Source organism: Amycolatopsis keratiniphila subsp. keratiniphila, from assembly GCF_001620365.2.
Lineage (GTDB): Bacteria > Actinomycetota > Actinomycetes > Mycobacteriales > Pseudonocardiaceae > Amycolatopsis > Amycolatopsis keratiniphila.
In genome coordinates, this window is record NZ_LQMT02000034.1 from 203,634 (window position 1) to 225,591 (window position 21,958).

The window sequence follows — 21,958 nt, forward strand, 5'->3', positions numbered from 1 at the left end:
GGAGGTGTGTCGTGATCGAAGAACACTTCGCGGCTTTGAGCGAGGCCGCCGGGAAGTCCGCTTCCTGGTCGCCGAAAATCCGTGGCTGGGGTGACCAGCTCGCCGCCGTGCTGTCCTCAGGCGGACGGCTGCTCGCGTGCGGCAACGGCGGGAGCGCCGCCGAAGCGCAGCATCTCACCGGGGAGCTGGTCGGCCGGTTCCGCAACGACCGGCAGCCGTTCTCGGCGATCGCCCTGCACGCGGAGACCTCGGCCGTGACGGCCATCGTCAACGACTACGGCGAGCACGAGGTGTTCGCCCGGCAGGTGCGCGCGCACGGCCGCTCCGGCGACATCCTCGTCTGCCTTTCCACCAGTGGGAGCAGCCAGAACGTCGTCGCGGCCGCGAAGGCCGCCCACGAACTCGGCATCACCACGTGGGCGATCACCGGCCCCTCCCCCAACCCGCTCGCCGCGCTGTGCTCCGACGCGATCCCGGTGGAGGCGCCCTCGATGGCGACCGTGCAGGAGGTCCACCTCGCTTTGGTGCACGCCCTGTGCACCGCGCTGGACGACGCGCTCGGGGTGCCCACGTGAGGCCGCTGGTGGTGCTGGGCGACGCCTTGCTGGACATCGACGTCGACGGCACGTCGGACCGGCTCTGCCCGGACGCGCCCGTCCCCGTGGTCGACCTGGTCCGGGAATGGCGGCGGCCGGGCGGTGCCGGGCTGGCCGCGTTGCTCGCGGCCCGCTCCACCGCCGAAGTCGTGCTGGTCACCCCGCTGGGTGACGATCAGGCGGGACGGACCCTGAACGGGCTGCTGGAGCGCGAGGTCCGGACGGTGCCGATGCCGTTGCTCGGCACCACCGTCACCAAGAAGCGGGTGCGCGCCGCCGGGCAGTCACTGATCCGTCTCGACAGTGGTGACGGCCGGGCCGAGTTCTCACCGCTCACCTCCGGCGTCCGCGAGGCACTGCGGTCGGCGGGCGCGATCCTCGTCGCCGACTACGGCCGCGGGGTGACCGGCCATCCGGAGATCCGCGCGCTGCTCGCCGAGCTGGCGGGCAGCGTCCCCATCGTCTGGGATCCGCATCCCCGCGGGAGCGAACCGGTCGCGGGAGTCCGGCTGGCCACCCCGAATCTCGCCGAAGCCGAGCAGCTCACCGAGACCCGCGCCGATGCCGGGGACCTGGCGAAGCGGGTGCACGCGCTGTGGAAGGCCGACGCGGTCAGCGTCACCACGGGCGCACACGGCGCGGTGCTGACCGAGGGCGGACCGTGTACGACGTTCCGGCCGCCGTCGGGGGTCGTCGCCAAGGACACGTGCGGCGCGGGTGATCGTTTCGCGTCCGCGGTCGCCGCGGCGTTGCTCGACGGCGCGTCCACCGCCGACGCCGTCGCGGCCGGCGTCGAGACGGCGGCCCGGTTCGTCGCGACCGGCGGTGCCGCCACCCTGTCCACAGTGGACAACGCGCCCGAGCCGGAGTCCCACCACCACGGTACTTCGGCGTTCGACGTCGCGGCCCGGATCCGTGCGCGGGGAGGCAGGCTCGTGGCCACGGGCGGCTGCTTCGATCTGCTGCACCCCGGCCACGCCGCCCTGCTGCGGCAGGCGCGTGCCCTGGGCGACGGTCTCGTCGTCTGCCTCAATTCCGATGCCTCGGTGCGCGGGCTCAAGGGTCCGGGGCGGCCGATCGTGACCGCTCGCGACCGCGCCCGGCTGCTCACCGAACTCGCTTCGGTCGACGCCGTCGTGGTGTTCGACGAACCCGATCCGGCCGCGGTGCTGGACCGCCTGCGCCCGGACGTCTGGGTCAAGGGCGGCGACTACGCCGACACCGAACTCCCCGAAAGCGCCGTGGTGCGACGGCACGGCGGCGAAATCGTCCTGATCCCGACCATCCGCGGCTATTCCACCTCACGGCTGGTGGCCGCGGCGGAAGGAGCATGATGCGCCCTCTCGGCAACGTCCTGATCACCGGCGGCGCCTCCGGCCTCGGTGCCGCGACCGTCGACGCCGTCCGCGAGGCGGGCGGCACCCCTCTCGTCGTCGATCGCGCCGAACCGGCGGCCGACGTCGCGTTCGTCCGGGCCGACCTCTCCGATTCCGCCGCAGCCGCGCGCGCCGTCGACGAACTCGCCGAACGGGCGGGCGGGATCGACGGCGTCTTCACCGCGGCGGGCACCGACGCGTGCGGCCCGCTCGACGAAGTGTCCACTGAGGACTGGGAGCGCGTGATCCGGGTCAACCTGCTCGGCACCGCCGCGGTCGTCCGCGCGGCGCTCCCCCATCTGCGGCTGAGCCGCGGCACGGTGGTGACCTGCGCGTCGACGCTGGGACTGCGGGTGGCCGGGGACGCGAGTGCCTACTGCGCGTCGAAATTCGGCGTCGTCGGTTTCACCAGGGCACTCGCCATGGAGCTCGCGGGCCGGGTCGGGGTGACGCTGCTCGTCCCCGGCGGCATGCACACGGCGTTCTTCGACGACCGGGCCGAGCAGTACAAACCGCCGGCGGACGCGAAACTCAACCAGCCCGAGCACGTCGCGGCCTCCGTGGTGTTCGCGCTGTCCCAGCCGCCGGGTTGCGAGGTCCGCGAGCTCGTGGTGTGCGCTTCGGAAGAAGGGTCCTGGCCGTGACCGGAGGCATCCTCGTGCTGCGCGCCCTCGGCCTGGGAGACCTGCTCACCGCGGTCCCCGCCCTGCGGGCCTTGCGCCGCGCCTTCGACGGCGAACGGCTGGTCCTCGCCGCGCCGGAGAACCTGCGCGACCTCGTCGAGCTGATCGACGCCGTGGACGAGCTGCTCCCGACGGCCGGGCTCGGCGAACTGTCCTGGCCCGGCGAACCGCCGCGGCTGGCGGTGAACCTGCACGGCCGCGGCCCGGAAAGCATCCACGACCTGCTCGCCCAGGATCCGCTCGAACTGATCACCCACCGGCATCCCGACTTTCCCGGCGTCGACGGCCCCGACTGGCCCGCCGAGGCGCACGAAGTCGACCGCTGGTGCCGTCTGCTCGAGGCCGCGCGTATCCCGGCCGACCGCGACGACCTCGCACTGCCCCCGCCGCCCGGTCCCAGCCCGGCGTCGGACTCGGTGGTGATCCACCCCGGCGCCGCCTTCGCCGCCCGGCGCTGGCCGCCGGACCGGTACGCGCGGGTGGCGCGGGAACTCTCCGCCCGGCATCGGGTGGTCGTCACGGGAAGCACGCCGGAGGCACCCCTCGTCCGCGCGGTCGTGGAGGAGGCCGGGCTTTCCGGTGAAGCGGCTCTCGTGGGCGGTGGCCTCGCCGAGCTGGCCGCGACCGTGGCCGAAGCGAAGCTGGTGATCTGCGGTGACACCGGTGTCGGCCACCTCGCGACCGCGTACGGGACGCCGTCGGTGCTGCTGTTCGGGCCGACCCCGCCGCGGCTCTGGGGCCCGCCGGCCGGAGACCGGCGGCATACGGTCCTCTGGGTGGGGGATGTCGGCGACCCGCACGGCGGCGCACCGGATCCGGGGCTGCTGCTGTTGCGCGAGGAACGCGTCCTCACCGCGGCCGAGGATCTGCTCCGGACGGGAGCTCCCCGTGGTTGAGCGGGTGGGGGTGATCGGCGCCGGATACGTCGGGCTCACCAGCGCGGCGTGCTTCACCCATCTGGGACATCAGGTGGTCTGCGTCGACAACGACCTGTCCAAAGTGGACGAGCTGAACCGGGGCGAGGTCACCATCGCCGAACCCGGGCTCACGGAACTGGTCCGGGACGGGCTGGGCTGCGGGCGGCTCCGCTTCACCGGCGCCCCGCCGGAACTGTCCGATGTGGACTTCGTGCTGCTGTGCCTGCCCACGCCGAAGGGGGAGAACGGGGAGGCCGACGTCCGGATGCTGGACGAGGTCGTGGCCACGCTGCCCGGGCTGCTCACGCCCGGCTGCGTCGTCGTCACCAAGTCGACCGTGCCGGTCGGCACCGGGAGCCGGCTGGCGGAGTCGCTCGGGCCGGGCCTGCCTGTGGTGAGCAACCCCGAATTCCTCCGCGAGGGACACGCCGTCGAAGACTTCCTGAATCCCGACCGGGTCGTCCTCGGCTCGCTTCCCGGGAACAGGCCAGCGGCGGAGCGGGTGGCCGCGCTGTACGGGGAGACGAACGCCCCGGTGTGGTTCACCGATCCGGCGAGCGCCGAGCTCGCGAAGTACGCCAGCAACGCGTTCTTGGCGCTCAAGGTGTCCTATGTGAACGTCCTCGCCGAACTCTGCGAGCACTACGGCGCCGACATCCGCGACGTCGGGCGGCTGATGGGGCTCGATTCCCGGATCGGACCGGCCTTCCTCGTCCCCGGCCCCGGCTGGGGCGGCTCGTGCCTGCCCAAGGACACCGCCGCGCTGCTGCGGACCGCCGAGCACGTGGGGGTCGACTTCGGCATCCTCCGTGACGCCATGAAGGCCAACGCCCGTCAGCGGGCGGCCGTGGTGCGGAAGATCCGCCTCGCGATCACCGGGGTTTCGGACGGCTCGCTCTCGGGCATCCGTATCGGGTTGCTCGGACTGGCGTTCAAGGCGGGAACCGGGGATCTGCGCGATTCCCCCGCGCTCGCGGTCGCGCGGGAGCTCGCCAGGAGCGGCGCGGTGCTGACCGCGTACGACCCCGGCGTCGAAGCCGTCGAACCGGACACCGTCCAGGTCGTCGACGACCCGTACCTGGTGGCGAAGGACGCGGCGGCGCTGGTCGTGCTCACCGAGTGGCCCGAGTTCCGCGAGCTCGACTGGGACCGGCTCGCCGCCGCCACCGAACGCGCCGTCGTCGTCGACGCCAGGAATCTCCTGGATCCGGCGATCGTCGGCGAAGCGGGCTTCGTCCACACGGGACTCGGCACCGATCCGAACAGGAGGACAGGATGACCCAGCCGTTGAAGGCCCTCGCACTGGTGTGCTCGCTCAAACCGTCCCCGGCCCCGTCGAGCAGCGCGCTGATCGCGCAGCAGCTCTTGGACGAACTGGCCGGCCACGGCGCCACCGGCGAGCTCGTGCGTGTGGTCGACCACGACGTCAAACCGGGCGTGGAGGCCGACATGGGCGACGGCGACGCCTGGCCGGAGCTCCGCCGCAAGATCGCCGCCGCCGACATCCTGCTGATCTCGACGCCGACCTGGGTCGGCCACATGTCCAGTGTGGCGCAGCGGGTACTGGAACGGCTCGACGCCGAACTGTCCGAAACCGACGACGAGGGCAGGCCCGCGATGTTCGGCAAGGTCGGCGTCACCGCCGTCGTCGGCAACGAGGACGGCGCGCACAAGATCACCGCCGACCTCTTCCAGGCCCTCAACGACGTCGGTTTCACCGTGCCCGCGCAGGGCGGCACCTACTGGAACGGCGAGGCGATGAAGGGCGGGGACTACAACGACCTCGACGAAACGCCGGAAGCGGTCGCGTCGACCAACTCGACCCTGGCACGCAACGCCGTCCACCTGGCGAACCTGCTGCGCGAGCGTCAGTACCCCGCGTCCTGACCGCGAGGTGTAACCGCCGGCCGGACCGGGTACCCGTTTCCCGTGATCGTCAAAGCGCTGGCGTTCGGTACGTGCCTGCTGCTCGCCGGTTGTGCCGGGGCGAGCGGGCAAGAGTCGGTGCGAGAAGCCGCTGGGCGGTTCCTCGGCGCGCTCGCGTCGGGTGATCACCGCTCGGCGTGCGCGCTGCTCGCGCCCCGGGCACGGGAATCCTGGGCGCCGGAGAGCTGCGAACGCGGCCTGGCCGGCGCGAACGTCCCCGACGGCACGCCGGAGACGGTCTCCATCTGGAGCGAAGAAGCCCAGGTGAAGACCGCCCGCGACACGCTGTTCCTGCACGAGTCGTCCACCGGCTGGGTGATCACGGGAGCGGGCTGCCGCCACCGCAACGAACAGGTCTACGACTGCGCGGTGGGTGGCCCATGAGAGCGCGTCCGGTGTTCACCTTGTATCTCGTCTTCGTCGTGGCCGTCCTCGGCTATTGCGTCTTGCTGGGCCTGCTGCACCGGTGAAGGGGCGGATGATGCGAGGTTTTCTTCGGGACAACGCCCTTTCGCTGGGTTTCGGGCTGCTGTTCCTGCTGAGTCTCGCGGGACAGGCGTTCGCCGGTCTCGCGAACTACAACGACGGGCGGCTCAGCCACGCCGCCGAGGCGGTCGGCCTGCTGGACTACCTGGCGTCCGCGGACTTCGCCGTCGACGTCGCCGAAAACTGGCAATCGGAATACCTGCAGTTCTTCCTCTACGTGTTCGCGACCGTGTGGCTGCTGCAACGAGGTTCCCCCGAATCGAAACCGGCCGACCGCGTCGGGCTCGAAACGGACGAGGACCAGCAGGTCGGCCCCCACGCGACGGCCAACTCACCGAAATGGGTGAAGGCGGGCGGCTGGCGCACGGGAATCTTCTCGATGTCACTCGGACTGGTGATGCTGGGGCTGTTCCTGCTGTCGTGGCTCGCCCAGTCCGTGGCCGGGATGAGCGCCTACAACGCCGAACAGCTCACCGAATTCGGCGATCCGGTGCCGTGGTTCGACTATCTGGTGTCTTCGGACTTCTGGAACCGCACCCTGCAGAACTGGCAGTCGGAATTCCTCGCCATCGGCTCGATGGCGGTGTTCAGCGTGTACCTGCGCCAGCGCGGCTCCCCGGAATCCAAACCCGTCGGCGCGCCGCACCGGGCCACGGACGAATCCGGGTGATTGAACCGCGGGGAACGGGTATCCGTCCGGCGTCGGACTGACGACCACGGACAGGAGTGTCCATGACCACCACCACGGAACACGACCTCGTCACGGTGATCACCGAGGATCACCGTGCCTTCGAACGGATCTTCAAGGAACTGGAGTCCGGTAAGGGCGGTGATCGGCACCGCAAGGACCTCGCGGACCACGTGATCGCCGAACTCGTGCGGCATTCGATCGCCGAGGAACAGCACATGTACCCCGCCGCGCGGAAGCACCTCCCCGACGGCGACGAGGTCGCCGACCACGAGATCGAGGAGCACGCCGAAGCCGAACGGGTGATGAACGACCTCATCGGACTGGAGCCGACGGACAAACGGTTCGACGAACTGGTCGGCAAGCTGATCGAGGACGTCCGGCACCACATCGAGGAGGAGGAAAGCGACCTGCTGCCCAAGCTCCAGGCCGCCTGTTCTCCGGAAGACCTGCGGGAGCTGGGCGAGAAGGTGTTGCGGGCCAAGGAGATCGCCCCGACCAGGCCGCATCCCGCCGCGCCGGACCGGCCGCCGGCGAACCGGATCCTGGCGCCGGGGACGGCGTTCATCGACAAGATCCGGGACGCGCTGACGGACCGGGCGACCTGACCTTTCGCGCGGCGCTCACACGCCGGTCAAGTCCGTGAAGGCCTCCTTGAGGGACTCTGGGTCCCTCAAGGAGGCCTTCACGGAATGGCGCCGGCAGTGTGGGGGGTTCAATCGCCAACGCATGTTGCGAAAGCCACTTTCGCAACGCTGAAGGTTGCGAAAGTGGCTTTCGCAACACGGCCGCACCCCTGGCCGTGGGCAGAAACCGGGTCAGGCCACCGCGCGGAGGTACTCGGAAGCGGGCATGGTCATCCGGTTCCCGGCGGAGCTCGGACCGCCCGCGAGGGTGATCGCCATCGGCGCGTCGGTGGGCCGCGGGGCACGCATCGGCATCCTCAGGTGGACCCTCCCGTACCGGGTGATGTCGACGCGGCCGGGCAGCGTGCCCACGGAGAACGAGGAGGCCGCGGTCCCGGCGGCGTGCTCGGCCACCCCGATGACGGTCCATCGTCCCTCAGGGACGTTCTGGATCTCGATGTCCGCGGACAGGACGTTCGCCCTGCCACCGAAGGCGACGGGGCCGCACTGCGGGATCGACTCGGCGAACAGTCCGATGAGGACACTCGCCGGGCCCGCCCCGCGCGGGGTCTCGACCCGCACGCTGATCGTGCCGGTGCCGCTGCGCATCGTGGCGCTGCCCATTCCGGCGCTGTGCAACGCTTCCAGGGTCGGGAGGCGCTGAAAATGCGGGGCCAGCGCGACGAGCAGCTCGCCGACCTCGGGGTCGCGATACTGGGTCGGGGTCATCCCGACCGCACGGGTGAAGCGGCTGGTGAACGTGCCGACACTGCTGTAGCCGACGCTGCACACGATGTCCGACACCGTCAGCGATGTCGTCAGCAGCAGTCGTTTCGCTTCGAAGAGCCGGATCGCGGTGAGGTACCGGCCGGGGGTGACCCCGGTCGCCTTGGTGAAGATCCGCGAGAAGTGGAACGGGCTGACGAAGACTTCCGATGCCAGGTCGCCCAGGGTGATCGGGTCGAAGTACCTCGCGTGCATCGATGAGATGGCCTGCAGCACCGCAGGTTGCAAGGGGGACGCCGGCTCGGGGGGCCGACCGGGTTCGGTGACGCCTTTCTCGTTCGCCGCCATGGCGACTGTTCGTAGCTGCATCAGACCAACCTCGGATTCGCTGTCGCTTTTCCTCTGTACGCCAGCAAACGCGGTGCCGATTTCAGTGCACTCGACGAGCGATCGAGACGCAGGCCACTCAGACCGGGAGGTCGAGGACGCACTCGCCGACGCTGACCTCGGCGGGCCAGTCGAGCTTGAGCGCGCGATCGACGCGGTCGCCGGCGTCCACCGGGACGGCGTGCGCGGCCAGCCCCATGGCGCGGGCGACGAGGTACAGCGTCTGTTGCAGCGCACCGACATGCGCCAGCGTGGTGGCGTACGCGCCGCCCCCGAGGACGGACGCCATCCGCGGCATCCGCGCGGTCACGGTGATCAGTGCGGACGGCCGTCGATGGTTGCCGCCACCGATCATCGCCATGTCGAGCATCGCGTCGAGGTCGGCCTCGTCGGCGTTCACCAGGGCGAGCCGGTGCTCCAGCGGGTCGTAGTGGTAGATCCCGCGATCCAGCCCCGAGCAACGGTTGACCGAGACGTACAACTCGAGCTCGTACAGGCACGCGACGCTGAAATACGGCCGCTGCGAAGCACTGTGCGCGGGCCCGTTCGGCAGGTGCGCGGGCCCGATCGACCGGATTCTCGCGCCACGGAACAGGAACTCGCCGATCTGCTCGGCGGTCAGCACGCCCTCGGTGAATTCGGGGCAGGTGTGGTCGTTCTCCAGCAACGTCGTCAGCGTCGGATCGGTCACCGCGCGGTCGGCCAGATCCGGCCGGTACAGCGGGAGGACCGGCCCCTCGCCGGTGGCGGCCTTGACCACCGGCGGTTTCCCGAGACCGGGCAGATCCGCCGGGCCGCCGGGCCGCCAGGTGCGGCTGGTGATGTGGAACGAGAGTTCGTCCGGCGACCACAAGCCCAGTTCGGGATCGTCGTCCTCGGCGAACCGGCCGTCTTCGCCTGACACCTGCACGACGCCCGCGGCGACCAGATAGGACACGATCGCGCCGACCACCGAGGCGTCGATCCCGGTCGTGGACACGATCTCCCCGACGGATTTCGCCGTCGCCAGTGTCGCCGCGACATGGACCGCCCACGGCTGGGACAGCACGACGCGGTAGCGCGCGGACGGCGACTCCAGCCCCATCCCGTCGGCGTCGGACCGCAGGGAACTGAAGCGGGACAACCGGATCGGACGCGTGGGCGGGATCTCCACCGGTGCGAACACCGGGGCGAGCACGACCGGGATCACCGACAGCAGCGGTCCCCTGCCATCGGCGAGCCCGAGCGAGCGCACCACGGAACCGCCGAGTTCCTTGAGCGCCTGCCGCAGCGCGTCGGCGCCTTCGGCCGTCCAGCTCAGCTCGCCTTCGAGGTCGGGCTCCCGTTCGAAGGGCTCCCACGAAGACGTCACGTTCGCCAGCGAGACCGGGCCCAACGCCATCCGCCGCAACGATTCCAGCACCAGCGGTTCCGGGCGGTCGAACTCGTACTCGCCCCAACGGGTGACGACCACCAGCGAGCCGTCCTCACCGATCTCGACAAGGCTGTCGTCGGTGAGCGACCACAAGGGGATCGTTTCGGCCACTCCGCCGGGGGGATCTGTCGTCAACGGTTGCTCCAGCTTGCTCTACAAGAACATGGGGAATGGGTTGAGCCGGTCGTAGGGGGTCGGCTCGGCGAGCCTGCCCAGCCGCACCGGCACGTCGAACAGGCGGCCGGGGGCGAAGCGGCTCCAGAACGGGCGCAGCCCCGGAACGACCACCCGGACCACCGGGAGATCGATGTCGGGTCTGGTCTGGTCCAGCACGAGCGTCTCCATTCCCAGCGCGGAAAGCTTACGCACCAAGCACTCCACGTCGTCACGGACATCGGGCCGCCGGACGAACTTGAAGTCCGCGGCGCGTTTCGCCGACCGTCCCGGCGCAGGCAGCAGATACGGCTGGTTCCCGACGGTCGCGTACTTGAGCCACGCCGACGCGTCGGGATCGTCGAGTTCGACGTCGTTCGCGAGCACCGCCGGGAGCATCTGGTTGAGCTCGCTGACCGCCCTCCGCAACGCCGTCCTGGGGTCCAGGTGGGCGCCGAAGCCCATCATGACGTTCTCGCGCGGCCCGGCGATACTCCTGGACAGCGCGACCATCACCGGCACACCGAGGTCCGCGGTCAGGTCGAGCACCCACAGCTCCCGGCCGGCCCGCGCGTACTGGCCGACCATCTCCTCGGCCCACGGGTCGTCGAACGACGCGATGTCGACGCCGGGCACGGGAAGCCGGTTGTACCACCACATCGCGACGGCGTCGCGTTCCACGAGTTCGAGCAGGCCCTGCAGGATCGCGTCCTCGACGCTGCTGCCGGCCGCGCAGCCGTTGGAGTCCGCGCGCATCCCGGTGAGCCCGCACTCCGGCGGCACCCCGTAGTAGAGGTACGCCGTCGGCATCAGCTTCCGCCGCTGCTGCGAGAGCGACCACAGCGGGGTCCAGTCGACGGCCGCCTCGGTGTCGAACCGGTCGGGGACGTGCTGGAAGTTCGCGTGCCTGGCGTTCCATTCGACCCGCGTCTCGTACTGGCGCTCGTCGAAGAGCATGCACGAGTTCGGGTGGACGGCGTCGTCGCCGAGCGCGCGGAAGGTGTCGCGGATCCGCAGTTCGTCGCCCTGGTAGTTCGCCGAGAACCGTTCGATCGCCTCGCACAGCGCGCCGACCTCGGCGTCGATCGGGCTCGCGCCCTTGCCGCCGTTGTCCCCGCGCAGCCCGGCCTGCAATCCCGCCTCGCCGCGCACGCGGCGGGCGACGTTCAGCCCGGAGCGGTACGCGTTCACGAACGCGGGCGCCCTCGGGTCGCGGGCGATCTCCTTGACGATGCCGGTGACCGGGCTGACCAGATGGCCGTAGCGGTCGAGCACCTCGACCGGGGTGAGCGTCCGGTGCCCGCCACCGCCCGACGTCGCCTTCTTCGCCTCCCGCAGCACGACCGGCTCGGCCGTCCGCGCTGCGACGATGCCTTCGTCACCGCATTCGGGGCATTGCGGACGGCGCCGCAGTTCGTGCAGCCGTCCCTGCAGGTCGAGGGTGTCGAGGATCCACACGGCCTGCTGCCCCGGATAGCGGTGCCCCGCCAGCCATTTGGACGCTTCGAGGGAGATCAGCTGCGACGCGGCCGCGGTCAGCGGCGGCACGGCGGGCATCGGGAACGGCGCGGGACCGTCGTGCCCCAATACCTCCTGCACACAGGCCTCGGCGTGCCGGTGCCCCCACAACCGGTTCGTCAGGCAGTGCCAGCAACCGGACCGGCGGGGCTGCATGATCGGGCCGATCCACACCTGGGATCCCGAAGGCCGCGCCAACAGCCAGGGCCGGCCGGTGCGCCGGTGCTCGGCGTCGATCCCGGCCAGCCTCGGGTCGAGGTAGTCGTCGCACAGCACGATGGCCAGCTCGGACGCCGTCTCGACCACTTCGATCCCGCTCGCGGCCAGCGCGTTCGCCACCTGCGACGTGTCGACGCCGCGGCCGATCGCGGTCAGGCTCGCCGTCGCCGGCTTCTGACGGCAGGCCACCGCGGAGGCGTCGAGCCCGCACGCGTCCCAGTACGCGAGCGCGCGCTCGTCCCCGCTGAACTCGTCCGGGACGCGGACCGTCACCAGACCGGCCTCGACCAGCCGGGCCACCACACCGGTGACCTGTTCGGCGTTCATTCCCTCCGGGCAGGCGGACAGGAGCCCGTCGAGGTCACGGGTGCCGTCGAGCAGGGCGGCCACCGACGCGACCTGCGCGCCGCGGATGGCGATGACCCCTTGTTCGGAGAACAGGTAGGCACCGTTGCCCTCGCTGATCTCCGCACGCAGATGCCGTTTGAATCCCAGTCCGCCGATCGTGGTGGGCGTGGTCGATGCCTCGCGCATGATGACCCCCAGTAGGTCGGTTCGATTCTCGAATCCTGCTGTGTGGGGCCGGTGAGCGGCCAGTGTGCGATTCACGCGTCGGACGTGAAAAACCCATGTTCTTCCGGGAGACACGCATGCGGGCCCTGGTGGACGGCTCACTGGCCCGGCGACCGGCCGCTCTGTCACTGTCGAAGCACTGGGATTCAGGTCACGACGCGTATCGAGCTGGAGGGCGCTTGCGATGTACACCGGATCACGAGTAGCGGACAAGCACCACGGCTCGGCACCCAACCCGATTCCGGCCCCGCCCGCAAGCCCCGTCCGGTTCAGCCTGCTCGGCCCGCTCGAACTCGTGCGGGACGGGATCGACTACGCGCCGACGACGCCGAAGCTGCTGCAGGTGCTCGCCATGTTGGTCATGAGCCCGGGGAAGATCGTGCACATCGACACGATCGTGCAGGAACTGTGGGCCAACGACCCGCCGCGCAGCGTCCGCACCACCATGCACACCTACGTCTACCAGCTGCGCAAGTGCATCGACGAGAACGAGCTGGCCCCGTACGGCGAGACCATGCTGGCGACGAAACCGCCGGGGTACGTGTTCCGCATCGCGCCGGAGCAGGTGGACGTCTTCGAGTTCCAGGAGCTGCAGCACAAGGGCCGCGAACTGCACCTGCGCGGCGAGCACATCGAAGCGGCGAAGGCCTTCCGGTCCGCGCTCGACCTGTGGTCCGGGCCGCCGCTCGCGAACGTCCACTGTGGACCGGTGCTGTCGGCGTACGCGGTCGACCTCGTCGAGCAGCGGCGCAGCACGCTGCATCTGCGGATCGAGGCGGACATCGCGGCCGGGATGCGGCACGAGCTGATCGGCGAGCTGCGTTCCCTGGTCACCGCGAACCCGCTCGACGAGGCCCTGCACGGGCAGCTGATCCGCGTGCTCGGCCGCAGCGGGCGGCGCTCCGACGCGCTCGCCACGTACCGTCAGGTGCGGGCGAGACTCAACAACGAACTGGGCGTGGAACCCTGTGACGAACTGCAGGTCCTGCACCACGACCTGCTTTCCGAAGGTGAACCCGCGTGAACCCCGCCACGGAAACGAAAGTGAGGATCGACGGATGAGCAGTCGTACCTATGGACAGTTCTGCGGGCTGGCCCGCGCGCTGGAGATCATCGGCGAACGCTGGTCGCTGCTGATCGTCCGCGACCTCGTCCTCGGCCCGAAGCGGTTCACCGAACTGCAGGCGGGCCTGCCCAAGATCCCGGCGAGCACGCTGTCCGCGCGGCTCAACGAACTCGAGCAGTCCGGTGTGCTCCGCCGCCGCCTGCTCCCCCAGCTCGACGCCGCGGTGGTCTACGAGCTCACCGAATACGGCAGCGAACTCGACCAGATCGTGCTGGACCTCGGGCTCTGGGGTGCGCGATCGCTCGGGCAGCCCGCCGCCGAGGACGTCTTCACCCTGGATTCGGCGATCCTTTCGCTGTACACGACCTTCCGGAGTGAAAAGGCCAAGGGCGTCCAGGTCACCTACGAGCTGCGCTATCCGGGCGAGATGGTCCTGCACGCGATCGTCGAGGACGGCGCGCTCAAGGTCGCGGAGGGCGCGCACCCCGGCGCCGACGCGGTCATCGAACCGCTGGGCCCGTTCATCAAGGACCTGCTGAGCGGGGATCTCGCCGCCGCCGACGCGACCCGTACCGGGAAGATCCGCATCGAGGGCGACTTCGAGTATCTGGAGCTGTTCACGGAATTGTTCCACATTCCCGCCGCTCCGAAAATGCCTGACGGAATCGTCGTCCGCTGATCCATCCGGCGTAACACCGCTGTTCGGATCAGCAATCCGGAGTAACGGAAATCCTCGGAACGCGGGATATCGTCGACATCCGTCACCGGTCGGTCTTTCGCCCTAGGAGCCCTTTCATGGCCGCACTCGATTCTCCTCGTCCGGGTCTGCTCGCCTCGCTCAACGGGAAATACCACCGCGCGGCGCTCCTCACCTTCGCGGTGGTCGTCGTGGCCCACTGGGCGGAACACCTCGTGCAGGCCTTCCAGATCTACGCGCTCGGCTGGAAGACCCCGGACGCCCGCGGCGTACTCGGCATCCCGTTCCCCAAACTGATCAGCTCCGAATGGCTGCACTACGGCTACGCCATCGTCATGCTGATCTTCCTGTTCGCCCTGCGCAAGGGTTTCGCCGGCCGCTCGCGGCAGTGGTGGAACCTGGCGCTCGGCCTGCAGTTCTGGCACCACATCGAGCATCTGCTCCTGCTGATCCAGGCGCAGACCGGCTGGCGGCTCGGCGGCGGCACCGCGCCGAGCAGCATCATCCAGCTGTTCATCCCGCGCGTGGAACTGCACCTGTTCTACAACACGATCGTCACCATCCCGATGATCATCGCGATGCTGGTGCACCGGAAGGCCTCCGCCGCCGAGCGGGAGCTGACCGGCTGCACGTGCTCGCCCGTCAGCCGGCGTGAGCTGGCGACCGCGGCGTCGTGACCGGGAGACTCTGCGCACTCCTGGCCCTCGTGGCGGCGTGGTTCGGGGTCGCGGTGCTCACCGCGGCCCCGGCCTCGGCCCACGTGGAACTCCTCTCCTCGAATCCCGCCGACGGCGCCCGGCTCACCTCGGCGCCGGCGCGGGTCTCGCTCACCCTGTCGGAGAACATCGGCATCCAGCCGAACTCGATCAAGGTCGTCGACCAGCAGGGCACCGACGTGGTGTCCGGCCCGGTGTTCCAACCCGGTGAAGTCGCCGAAGAGGTCGCCGTCGCGCTCGAACCGGACCTTCCCGACGGCAGCTATCTCGTCGAGTACGCCTTCGTCTCGGCCGACTCGCATCCGGTGCGCGGCACGATCGCGTTCGTGATCGGCACCGGTCCCCTGATCACCTCGGCGGGCGCGGTGTCCGCCTCCACCGGGACCGATCCGGTGACCGACGCGCTGTTCACCACGTTCCGCTGGGGGTCCTTCGGCGGGGTCGCGCTGCTCGGCGGGCTGGTGTTCCTGCTGGTCTGCCGTCCGGGCGGCCGGACCGACCCGGCGGCACGGAAGCTGATCACCGCGGGCCTGTGGCTCTCCGGTGTCACGGCCGTGGCCGGGTTCCTGCTGCAAGGCCCGTACGTCGCGGGCCGCGGGGTCGGCGCGGTCTTCGACGGCGCGCTGATCGAGGCGACCCTGCGGGTGGCCTACGGGAAACTCCTGCTCCTGCGCCTGGCCGCGATCGTCGCGCTCGCCGTGATCGTGCGGCGGCTGCTGACCGGCGACCTGCCGGACCGGCTGCGATCGCGCTACGAGAACCTCGGCATCGCGGCCGGGTTCATCGTGATGCTGAGCTTCTCCGCGACCGGGCACGCGGTGGCCGACAAGATCATGTTCCTCTCGGTCAGCGCGGACCTGGCGCATTTCGGCGCGATGGCCGTCTGGGTGGGCGGGCTGATCCAGCTGGCCGTGCTCCTGCGCGGCCGGTATTCGGCGTCGGAGGCCGAGCCCGCGCTGGCGCGGTTCCACCCGATCGCCACCCGGTCGATCGTGATCATGGTGGTCAGCGGCGCCTACCTGGGCTTCCGGCTCGTCCCCTCGGTGGAGGCTCTCTGGACGTCGGCCTACGGCATCGTCTTCGTGCTGAAGCTGACCGGGTTCGCCGCGTTGCTGCTGGTGGCGAACCTGAGCCGCACCGCCGTGCGGCGTGGGATCTCCGGGCGCGGCGGCACCGGAGTGGTGACCGCCGACCTGCGGAAACTGCGGGTCAGCGTCGGGGTCGAAGTGCTGATCGTGGCCGTGGTGCTGGCGCTGGCCGCGGCGCTGTCCTCGATGTCCCCGGCCGGCTGATCACCGCTCGATCTCCTCCTCCGGCGGAGTGAACGGACCCCAGGTGAAGGCCCGGAGCCACGGCTCGGGATCGCCTAGCCAGTCCATGGCGGTGATCTGGGCCGGGCTCCGGCGCCCGGCGAGCGTCCGGTACAGGTCGACGGGCGCGCCCGAGAGCACCGCGGCGACCGGTTCGGTGCCGGCGATCCAGGTCGCGCCCTCGGTCTCGATCCGCATCCCCGGCAGCCCGTGCCTGCCCAGCGAGGCGCCGAGCCCGCTGACGAGCACCTCGAATCCCCGGAGCCAGGCCGCGTGCGCTTCGGGCGGCGGAGCGCCGAGCGCGTACCGGATGTCGAGTTCGTGGGTGAAGGCGTCCATCACCATGATGTCGCCGCGGCTCTTCCCGTCGCCGTCGGCGGCGAGGATGGTGTCGGCCTCGGGACCGCGTTCGAGCCAGAGTTTCAGCAATTCGACGGCGGACGCCGACTCCGGAATCGGGCAGGCCTCGCCACCGAACCGGGTGATCACCCGATCGCAGATCTCGGTCAGATGCGCGATCAGCTCGCGCACGGTCCACTGTGGACAAGCCGGGACGGGGCGCTCGCCCGCCCCCGCGTGATCGGTGACCAAGATCGCGATGTTCTCCCTGACCTGCCGATATCCTTCGGCCGCTGTCGCCGTATTCCAGCCAGGGACCCGAATTCGGCTGCTCGTCACGCGGCCACCTCCCGTGGGGTATGCGATGGTCGTCCATTCTCCCATCGCCGGGGAGCTTCACCCTTCTTCCCGCTTGCGGCGGACCGTTCACCGCAAAGACCACCCACCCGTGGCGCGTGTCGCCGCGGCTTCAGGCACACTGGTCGTTGAAAGCCCCGTGTGGCAAAGAAAAGCGCCCAACGGTGACACATCGACCACTGTGGAGGTGACCAATGGAGATGCCCGGCTTCGATCTGGCGTGGCGCGGTTTCAATCGCGCGCAGGTCCGGGAATTCGTCCGCGAGGTGGAAGCCGAACTACGACGAGTGGAAGCCGAACGCGACGACGCGATCCGCCGTGGACAAGCTCTCGCCGGCGAGCTCGCCGCCACACAAGAGGAAAATCGCGAACTGAAGGCCAGCGTCGACCGGATCAGCCGCGTGCCGATCGCGCCGGACGCGTTGCAGGAGCGCTCGCGCCGGATGCTCGAACTCACCCGCGAGGAAGCCGACGACATCGCCGCGCGAGCCGCCGAAGAAGCCGCGAAGGCCGAAGAAGAACGGAAGCGGGTCGCCGAAGACTTCGAGCGCGCCATGACGCTGCGCCGCGCGGAGGCGATGCGCGCGCTCGCCGCGCGGGACGAAGCCGCGCAGGCGAAGGCGCGGAAATTGCTCGACGACGCCGCAGCGGAGGGCGAGCGCCTGGTCGCCGAAGCGCGACAGAAGGCCGATGTGGCCCTCCGCCTGCGCGACGACGTGCTGAAACAGCTGGTCGGTTGCCGCGAACTGCTCACCGAAGCCGGTCTGGTGCTGGCCGTGCCGGACTCACCGAAGCCCGAAGTGCCCGTTCAGCGCCGGAGCAGGCCCGAAGCCCGCACCGGCACCGAAGCCGCCGCCACCTGACTAAGCGTTGTCGCCGGACGAGAAGACCACCGGCCGGATCTCCATCGCGTTGACATGCGCGTCCGGGATCTGGCCCGCGATCTCGATCGCCCGCTCCTTGCTGTCGCATTCGACCAGGTAGAAGCCGGCCAGGTACTCCTTCGACTCCGCGAACGGACCGTCGGTGACCACCGGGACGCCGTCACGCACCCGGACCACCGTGCTCTCCTTCGGCTCCGCCAGCGCCTGCGTCCCGAGCAGCTCGCCGCTCTCGGTGAGCTTCTTCATGAAAGGGTCGATGCGGGCGACCACCTCGTTGCGCTCCTCTTCGGGGAGGGCGTCCCAGGCGGTGGGGTTCATCGTGATCATGATCATGTACTTCATCGGTGTTCCTCCTGGTCGTGCGGCCGGCGCCCGGCCGCTCACGCAGGAGTCGGAGCGGCCGGATCGTCCTCGACATCCTGGCACCCGCTTCTTTCCGCTCTCCGGCCGCATACGTGGGGAGGGTATAGTGGGAAGGCGACAGGGAACGACGAGAGAACGGGTGCGGGAATGACGGGCTACGGCACCGAGCGGGAGGCCTACCTCAAGCGCCTGCGCCGGATCGAGGGGCAGATCCGCGGTTTGCAGCGGATGGTGGAAGAGGACAAGTACTGCATCGACATCCTGACACAGGTGTCCGCGGCCACGAAGGCGCTGCAGTCGTTCTCCCTCGAACTGCTGGACGAGCACCTCGCCACCTGCGTGGTCCACGCCGCCGCCGCGGGCGGTGAAGAGGCCGACCTCAAGGTCCGGGAGGCGTCCGACGCCATCGCCCGGCTGGTCCGGTCCTGAACCGTCGCAGCCGCAGGCTGTTGGTGACGACGAACACCGAGGAGAACGCCATCGCGGCCCCGGCGATCATGGGGTTGAGCAGGCCGAGCGCGGCCAGCGGCAGCGCGGCGACGTTGTAGGCGAACGCCCAGAACAGGTTGCCCTTGATCGTGCCGAGCGTGCGGCGGGCGAGCCGGATGGCGTCCACGGCCGCGCGCAGGTCGCCGCGCACGAGGGTGAGGTCGCCCGCTTCGATGGCGGCGTCGGTCCCGGTCCCCATGGAGAGGCCGAGGTCGGCCTGCGCGAGCGCGGCCGCGTCGTTGACGCCGTCGCCGACCATGGCGACCACCCGGCCTTCGGCTTGCAGCCGCTTGACGACGTCGACCTTGCCGGCCGGCAGCACCTCCGCGACGACCTCGTCGATCCCCACCTCGGCGGCGGCGGCCGCCGCGGCACCGGCGTTGTCCCCGGTCAGCAGGACCGGCCGGAGCCCGAGTGCCTTCAACCCGGCCACGGCCTCGGCCGACGTCGGCTTGACCGTGTCGGCGACGACGACCACCCCGCGTGCCTCGCCGTCCCAGGCGACGACGACCGCGGTCGCGCCGCGTTCCTCGGCGACCTTCTTGGCCTGGGTGAACTCGTCGCCGACGGCGATACCGTGCTGGTCGAGGAGTGCGGACCGCCCGGCCAGGACGGTCTTGCCCTCGACCTCGCCGACGACACCCAGGCCCTCGACGTTGCGGAACCCACCGGCCTGCGGCAGTTCGCCCAGCCGCTCCTCGGCGGCCGCGACGATGGCGCGGGCGATCGGATGCTCGGAATGGTGCTCGACCGCCGCGGCCAGGCGCAGGACCTCGGTCTCGTCCTCGCCGAACAGGTCCGTGAGACTCATCTTCCCCGCGGTCACCGTGCCGGTCTTGTCGAGCACGACGGTGTCGACCGCGCGAGTGGACTCGAGCACCTCCGGGCCCTTGATGAGGATGCCCAGCTGCGCGCCGCGGCCGGTGCCGACCAGCAGCGCCGTCGGCGTGGCCAGCCCCAGCGCGCAGGGGCAGGCGATGATCAGGACCGCGACGGCGGCGGTGAAGGCGGCGTCGGCTCCGCTGCCCGCGCCGAGCCAGAAGCCGAGCGTGCCGACCGCGAGGGCGATCACCACCGGGACGAACACCGCGGACACCCGGTCGGCGAGCCGCTGGACCCGCGCCTTGCCGTTCTGCGCGTCCTCGACCAGCCGCGCCATCTGCGCGAGCCGCGTGTCGGCGCCGATCCGGGTGGCGCGGACGACGAGCCTGCCGCTCGCGTTGACCGTCCCGCCGACGACGGCGTCCCCGGCCACCACCTCGACCGGGACGGCCTCACCCGTCAGCATGCTCAGGTCGACGGCCGAGCCGCCGTCGGTCACCACGCCGTCGGTGGCGATCTTCTCCCCCGGCCGCACGACGAACTCGTCGCCCGTCCTCAGCTCGCCGATCGGGACACGGCTCTCGATGCCGTCCTTCAGGAGCGCGACGTCCTTCGCGCCGAGTTCGAGCAGTGCCCGCAGCGCGGCGCCGGAGCGGCGCTTGGACCGGGCCTCGAAGTAGCGGCCGGCGAGGAGGAACGTGGTCACCCCGGCGGCGACCTCGAGATAGACGTTGCCCGCGCCGTGCCCGCGTTCCATGGTCAGCTCGAAGCCGTGGCGCATGCCGGGTGTCCCGGCGGTGCCGAACAGCAGCGCGTACAGCGACCAGAGCGTGGCGGCGACGACGCCGAGCGAGATCAGGGTGTCCATGGTGGCGGCACCATGGCGGAGGTTCGTCCAGGCCGGGCGGTGGAACGGCCACGCGCCCCAGGTGACGACCGGCGCGGCCAAGACCAGCGAGACCCACTGCCAGTAGGTGAACTGCCAGGCCGGGACCATCGCCAGCACGATCACGGGCACGGCGAGCACGGCGGAAACCACGAGACGGGTTCTCAAGGAGCCGGTCTGCTCCGCGTCTTCGTCGGGCTTGGGCGGCTGGGCCGTGTAGCCGGCGGACTCGACGACGCCGACGAGGTCTTCCACCGAGACCGCGGTGGGGAAGTCGACCTGCGCCTTCTCGGTGGCGTAGTTGACCGTGGCGGAGACGCCGTCGACCTTGTTCAGTTTGCGTTCGACCCGCGCGGCGCAGGACGCGCAGGTCATCCCGCCGATGGCCAGTTCGACCCGCTGGGATGTCACGGCGTACCTCCCGGGTGGTGCCCGTGGTGCTCGCTGGTCGGCGCCGGCGGGGGCGGGTCCTCGTCCAGCGGCCCGACGGCGGAACCGATCGCCCAGGCGACGGCGAACACCGCGACCAGAGCCGCGGCGAACGCCGACACCTTGACGGCGGTGCTCACGAGACGAGCTGGTAACCGGCCTCGGTGACGGCCGCGTCGACGGCTTGGACGTCCAGCGGTGCTTCGCTGGTGACGGTGACCTTGCCGCTGGCGACGTCCACGTTCACGCCGCTGACGCCCGCGATCCCGCTGACCTCTTCGGTGACGGAGGAGGCGCAGTGCCCGCAGGACATGCCCTTGACGGTGTAGGTGGTTTCGGCCATCGGTTCGAACTCCTCTACAGGACAGGTGGAGCGATCACTTCCTTTATACCCCGTGGGGGTAGGGGTGTGCACAGAGGGTGCGGGGACACTGCGGAAATGAGGAAGATCTCCGCCATCGGCATCGGCGCCGGCGACCCGGACCACCTGACCGTCCAGGCGATCCGGCGGCTGAACGAGACCGATGTGTTCTTCGTGCTCGACAAGGGCTCGGAAAAGCAGGACCTGGTGGCCCTGCGCCAGGAGATCCTCGACCGCTTCGTCGAGCAGCCCGGCTACCGCGTCGTGCGGGCGCCGGACCCCGAACGCGACCGTACTCCCGACGACTACCGGAAGGCCGTCTCCGACTGGCACCGGCTCCGCACCGACGTCTACGAGAACATGATCGCGTCCCTGGGTCCCGACGAGCGGGGCGCGTTCCTCGTCTGGGGTGACCCGGCGCTCTACGACTCGACCCTGACCCTGCTGGACGCGGTGCTCGACCGGGGGAACGTCGAGTTCGAGTACGACGTCATCCCCGGGGTCAGCAGCGTGGCCACGCTGACCTCACGGCACCGGACCACGATGAACCAGATCGGCCGGCCGGTGCTCGTCACCACCGGCCGCCGCCTCGAGGCCGGCTGGCCCGCGGACGCCGACGACGTCTTCGTCATGCTGGACGCTGGGTGCACGTTCTCCCAGTTCGTGGACACGGGCCTGGAGATCTACTGGGGCGCGTACCTCGGCACCCCCGACGAGCTCCTGCTCTCCGGCCCGCTGACCGCGGACCTCGCCGAAGAAATCCGCTCCGTCCGCGCCTCCGCCCGTTCCCGCAAGGGCTGGATCATGGACATCTACCACCTGCGCCGCCCCGCCCCTTCCCGCATTTAGTCCTCTAAATGCGCTCGGCCGCGCTTCTCGTCACGTGCCTGCCCCCGTCACTCGCGTGATCGGAGCCGTGACTCGCGTGATTGGGGGCGGATCTCGCGTGAT

The 21,958-nt window shown here is 70.3% G+C and carries 24 protein-coding genes; 16 read left to right on the plus strand and 8 right to left on the minus strand.

Annotated elements, in window-relative coordinates:
• Nucleotides 1-11: 11 nt before the first annotated feature.
• The 9 genes from AVR91_RS32840 to AVR91_RS32880 all read left to right on the plus strand — a co-directional run bounded on the left by AVR91_RS32840 (nucleotide 12) and on the right by AVR91_RS32880 (nucleotide 7,280).
• Nucleotides 12-575, plus strand: a complete 564-nt coding sequence (locus AVR91_RS32840) for a D-sedoheptulose-7-phosphate isomerase (RefSeq protein ID WP_063276799.1) — start codon at nucleotides 12-14, stop codon at nucleotides 573-575.
• Nucleotides 572-1,930: a PfkB family carbohydrate kinase gene (locus tag AVR91_RS32845; protein WP_063276800.1), complete on the plus strand. Its 1,359-nt coding sequence runs from the start codon at nucleotides 572-574 to the stop codon at nucleotides 1,928-1,930. The genes AVR91_RS32840 and AVR91_RS32845 overlap by 4 nt, the downstream gene beginning before the upstream one ends.
• Nucleotides 1,930-2,616, plus strand: a complete 687-nt coding sequence (locus AVR91_RS32850) for an SDR family oxidoreductase (RefSeq protein ID WP_063276801.1) — start codon at nucleotides 1,930-1,932, stop codon at nucleotides 2,614-2,616. Before AVR91_RS32845 ends, AVR91_RS32850 begins: the two co-directional genes overlap by 1 nt.
• Nucleotides 2,613-3,551, plus strand: a complete 939-nt coding sequence (locus AVR91_RS32855; protein ID WP_394329976.1) for a glycosyltransferase family 9 protein — start codon at nucleotides 2,613-2,615, stop codon at nucleotides 3,549-3,551. The genes AVR91_RS32850 and AVR91_RS32855 overlap by 4 nt, the downstream gene beginning before the upstream one ends.
• On the plus strand, nucleotides 3,544-4,851 hold the full coding sequence (locus tag AVR91_RS32860; protein ID WP_063276802.1) for a UDP-glucose dehydrogenase family protein: 1,308 nt from the start codon (nucleotides 3,544-3,546) through the stop codon (nucleotides 4,849-4,851). The genes AVR91_RS32855 and AVR91_RS32860 overlap by 8 nt, the downstream gene beginning before the upstream one ends.
• Nucleotides 4,848-5,459, plus strand: coding sequence for a flavodoxin family protein (locus tag AVR91_RS32865; RefSeq protein WP_063276803.1), 612 nt, complete (start codon nucleotides 4,848-4,850; stop codon nucleotides 5,457-5,459). Before AVR91_RS32860 ends, AVR91_RS32865 begins: the two co-directional genes overlap by 4 nt.
• A 42-nt stretch (nucleotides 5,460-5,501) precedes the next feature.
• Nucleotides 5,502-5,882, plus strand: coding sequence for a hypothetical protein (locus AVR91_RS32870; protein WP_063276804.1), 381 nt, complete (start codon nucleotides 5,502-5,504; stop codon nucleotides 5,880-5,882).
• 97 nt (nucleotides 5,883-5,979) lie between these two features.
• Entirely contained in the window at nucleotides 5,980-6,654 is a 675-nt protein-coding gene (locus tag AVR91_RS32875; protein WP_170064574.1) for a DUF6766 family protein, read from the plus strand.
• 62 nt (nucleotides 6,655-6,716) lie between these two features.
• A complete protein-coding gene (locus AVR91_RS32880) occupies nucleotides 6,717-7,280 on the plus strand; it encodes a hemerythrin domain-containing protein (protein ID WP_063276806.1) in 564 nt (187 codons plus the stop codon).
• 210 nt (nucleotides 7,281-7,490) lie between these two features.
• On the opposite strand, the gene AVR91_RS32885 is transcribed toward AVR91_RS32880, so the two are convergent.
• From AVR91_RS32885 to AVR91_RS32895, 3 genes are all read right to left on the minus strand, one after another.
• Nucleotides 7,491-8,393 (minus strand): helix-turn-helix domain-containing protein, encoded by a 903-nt coding sequence (locus tag AVR91_RS32885; protein WP_394329704.1) that lies wholly within the window; start codon nucleotides 8,391-8,393, stop codon nucleotides 7,491-7,493.
• Between the two features lie 97 nt (nucleotides 8,394-8,490).
• Nucleotides 8,491-9,936: a SagB family peptide dehydrogenase gene (locus AVR91_RS32890; RefSeq protein ID WP_063273563.1), complete on the minus strand. Its 1,446-nt coding sequence runs from the start codon at nucleotides 9,934-9,936 to the stop codon at nucleotides 8,491-8,493.
• A 42-nt stretch (nucleotides 9,937-9,978) separates the two neighbouring features.
• A complete protein-coding gene (locus AVR91_RS32895; protein ID WP_063273564.1) occupies nucleotides 9,979-12,249 on the minus strand; it encodes a TOMM precursor leader peptide-binding protein in 2,271 nt (756 codons plus the stop codon).
• 223 nt (nucleotides 12,250-12,472) lie between these two features.
• Between AVR91_RS32895 and AVR91_RS32900 the strand changes: the two genes are divergently transcribed.
• The 4 genes from AVR91_RS32900 (at nucleotide 12,473) to AVR91_RS32915 (ending at nucleotide 16,059) form a co-directional block, all read left to right on the plus strand.
• A complete protein-coding gene (locus tag AVR91_RS32900; RefSeq protein ID WP_197684789.1) occupies nucleotides 12,473-13,312 on the plus strand; it encodes an AfsR/SARP family transcriptional regulator in 840 nt (279 codons plus the stop codon).
• Between the two features lie 34 nt (nucleotides 13,313-13,346).
• Nucleotides 13,347-14,033, plus strand: a complete 687-nt coding sequence (locus tag AVR91_RS32905) for a winged helix-turn-helix transcriptional regulator (protein ID WP_063273565.1) — start codon at nucleotides 13,347-13,349, stop codon at nucleotides 14,031-14,033.
• Nucleotides 14,034-14,149: 116 nt separating this feature from the next.
• Nucleotides 14,150-14,728, plus strand: a complete 579-nt coding sequence (locus AVR91_RS32910) for a hypothetical protein (protein ID WP_016332218.1) — start codon at nucleotides 14,150-14,152, stop codon at nucleotides 14,726-14,728.
• Nucleotides 14,725-16,059, plus strand: coding sequence for a copper resistance CopC/CopD family protein (locus AVR91_RS32915; protein WP_063273566.1), 1,335 nt, complete (start codon nucleotides 14,725-14,727; stop codon nucleotides 16,057-16,059). Before AVR91_RS32910 ends, AVR91_RS32915 begins: the two co-directional genes overlap by 4 nt.
• Here the strand turns inward: AVR91_RS32915 and AVR91_RS32920 are convergent, their stop codons facing one another.
• Entirely contained in the window at nucleotides 16,060-16,668 is a 609-nt protein-coding gene (locus tag AVR91_RS32920; RefSeq protein WP_083715724.1) for a maleylpyruvate isomerase family mycothiol-dependent enzyme, read from the minus strand.
• Between the two features lie 299 nt (nucleotides 16,669-16,967).
• Between AVR91_RS32920 and AVR91_RS32925 the strand changes: the two genes are divergently transcribed.
• Entirely contained in the window at nucleotides 16,968-17,636 is a 669-nt protein-coding gene (locus AVR91_RS32925) for a hypothetical protein (RefSeq protein WP_063273568.1), read from the plus strand.
• On the opposite strand, the gene AVR91_RS32930 is transcribed toward AVR91_RS32925, so the two are convergent.
• Nucleotides 17,637-17,999 (minus strand): YciI family protein, encoded by a 363-nt coding sequence (locus AVR91_RS32930; protein ID WP_063273569.1) that lies wholly within the window; start codon nucleotides 17,997-17,999, stop codon nucleotides 17,637-17,639. It abuts the gene before it with no gap.
• Between the two features lie 168 nt (nucleotides 18,000-18,167).
• Between AVR91_RS32930 and AVR91_RS32935 the strand changes: the two genes are divergently transcribed.
• Nucleotides 18,168-18,449, plus strand: coding sequence for a metal-sensitive transcriptional regulator (locus tag AVR91_RS32935; RefSeq protein ID WP_007034631.1), 282 nt, complete (start codon nucleotides 18,168-18,170; stop codon nucleotides 18,447-18,449).
• On the opposite strand, the gene AVR91_RS32940 is transcribed toward AVR91_RS32935, so the two are convergent.
• The 3 genes from AVR91_RS32940 to AVR91_RS32945 are packed head-to-tail and all read right to left on the minus strand — an operon-like array spanning nucleotide 18,400 to nucleotide 20,989.
• On the minus strand, nucleotides 18,400-20,592 hold the full coding sequence (locus tag AVR91_RS32940) for a heavy metal translocating P-type ATPase (RefSeq protein ID WP_063273573.1): 2,193 nt from the start codon (nucleotides 20,590-20,592) through the stop codon (nucleotides 18,400-18,402). The two genes, AVR91_RS32935 and AVR91_RS32940, sit on opposite strands and share 50 nt — an antisense overlap.
• A gap of 32 nt (nucleotides 20,593-20,624) precedes the next feature.
• A complete protein-coding gene (locus AVR91_RS43445) occupies nucleotides 20,625-20,786 on the minus strand; it encodes a hypothetical protein (RefSeq protein ID WP_170064575.1) in 162 nt (53 codons plus the stop codon).
• Nucleotides 20,783-20,989 carry a heavy-metal-associated domain-containing protein gene (locus tag AVR91_RS32945; RefSeq protein ID WP_063273570.1) on the minus strand — a complete coding sequence of 69 codons (207 nt, stop codon included), beginning with the start codon at nucleotides 20,987-20,989 and terminating at the stop codon, nucleotides 20,783-20,785. Before AVR91_RS32945 ends, AVR91_RS43445 begins: the two co-directional genes overlap by 4 nt.
• Nucleotides 20,990-21,085: 96 nt before the next feature.
• On the opposite strand from AVR91_RS32945, the gene cobF reads away from it, so the two are divergent.
• Nucleotides 21,086-21,856, plus strand: coding sequence for a precorrin-6A synthase (deacetylating) (gene cobF / locus AVR91_RS32950; protein WP_063273571.1), 771 nt, complete (start codon nucleotides 21,086-21,088; stop codon nucleotides 21,854-21,856).
• Nucleotides 21,857-21,958: the final 102 nt, after the last annotated feature.

Coding starts and splice junctions, on each gene's coding strand:
- AVR91_RS32880 (WP_063276806.1), top strand. CDS start 6,717: ATGACCACCACCACGGAACACGACCTCGTCACGGTGATCACCGAGGAT.
- AVR91_RS32910 (WP_016332218.1), top strand. CDS start 14,150: ATGGCCGCACTCGATTCTCCTCGTCCGGGTCTGCTCGCCTCGCTCAAC.
- cobF (WP_063273571.1), top strand. CDS start 21,086: ATGAGGAAGATCTCCGCCATCGGCATCGGCGCCGGCGACCCGGACCAC.
- AVR91_RS32925 (WP_063273568.1), top strand. CDS start 16,968: ATGGAGATGCCCGGCTTCGATCTGGCGTGGCGCGGTTTCAATCGCGCG.
- AVR91_RS32895 (WP_063273564.1), bottom strand. CDS start 12,249: ATGCGCGAGGCATCGACCACGCCCACCACGATCGGCGGACTGGGATTC.
- AVR91_RS32875 (WP_170064574.1), top strand. CDS start 5,980: ATGCGAGGTTTTCTTCGGGACAACGCCCTTTCGCTGGGTTTCGGGCTG.
- AVR91_RS32865 (WP_063276803.1), top strand. CDS start 4,848: ATGACCCAGCCGTTGAAGGCCCTCGCACTGGTGTGCTCGCTCAAACCG.
- AVR91_RS32850 (WP_063276801.1), top strand. CDS start 1,930: ATGCGCCCTCTCGGCAACGTCCTGATCACCGGCGGCGCCTCCGGCCTC.
- AVR91_RS32930 (WP_063273569.1), bottom strand. CDS start 17,999: ATGAAGTACATGATCATGATCACGATGAACCCCACCGCCTGGGACGCC.
- AVR91_RS32900 (WP_197684789.1), top strand. CDS start 12,473: ATGTACACCGGATCACGAGTAGCGGACAAGCACCACGGCTCGGCACCC.
- AVR91_RS32905 (WP_063273565.1), top strand. CDS start 13,347: ATGAGCAGTCGTACCTATGGACAGTTCTGCGGGCTGGCCCGCGCGCTG.
- AVR91_RS32940 (WP_063273573.1), bottom strand. CDS start 20,592: ATGACCTGCGCGTCCTGCGCCGCGCGGGTCGAACGCAAACTGAACAAG.
- AVR91_RS32885 (WP_394329704.1), bottom strand. CDS start 8,393: ATGCAGCTACGAACAGTCGCCATGGCGGCGAACGAGAAAGGCGTCACC.
- AVR91_RS32935 (WP_007034631.1), top strand. CDS start 18,168: ATGACGGGCTACGGCACCGAGCGGGAGGCCTACCTCAAGCGCCTGCGC.
- AVR91_RS32945 (WP_063273570.1), bottom strand. CDS start 20,989: ATGGCCGAAACCACCTACACCGTCAAGGGCATGTCCTGCGGGCACTGC.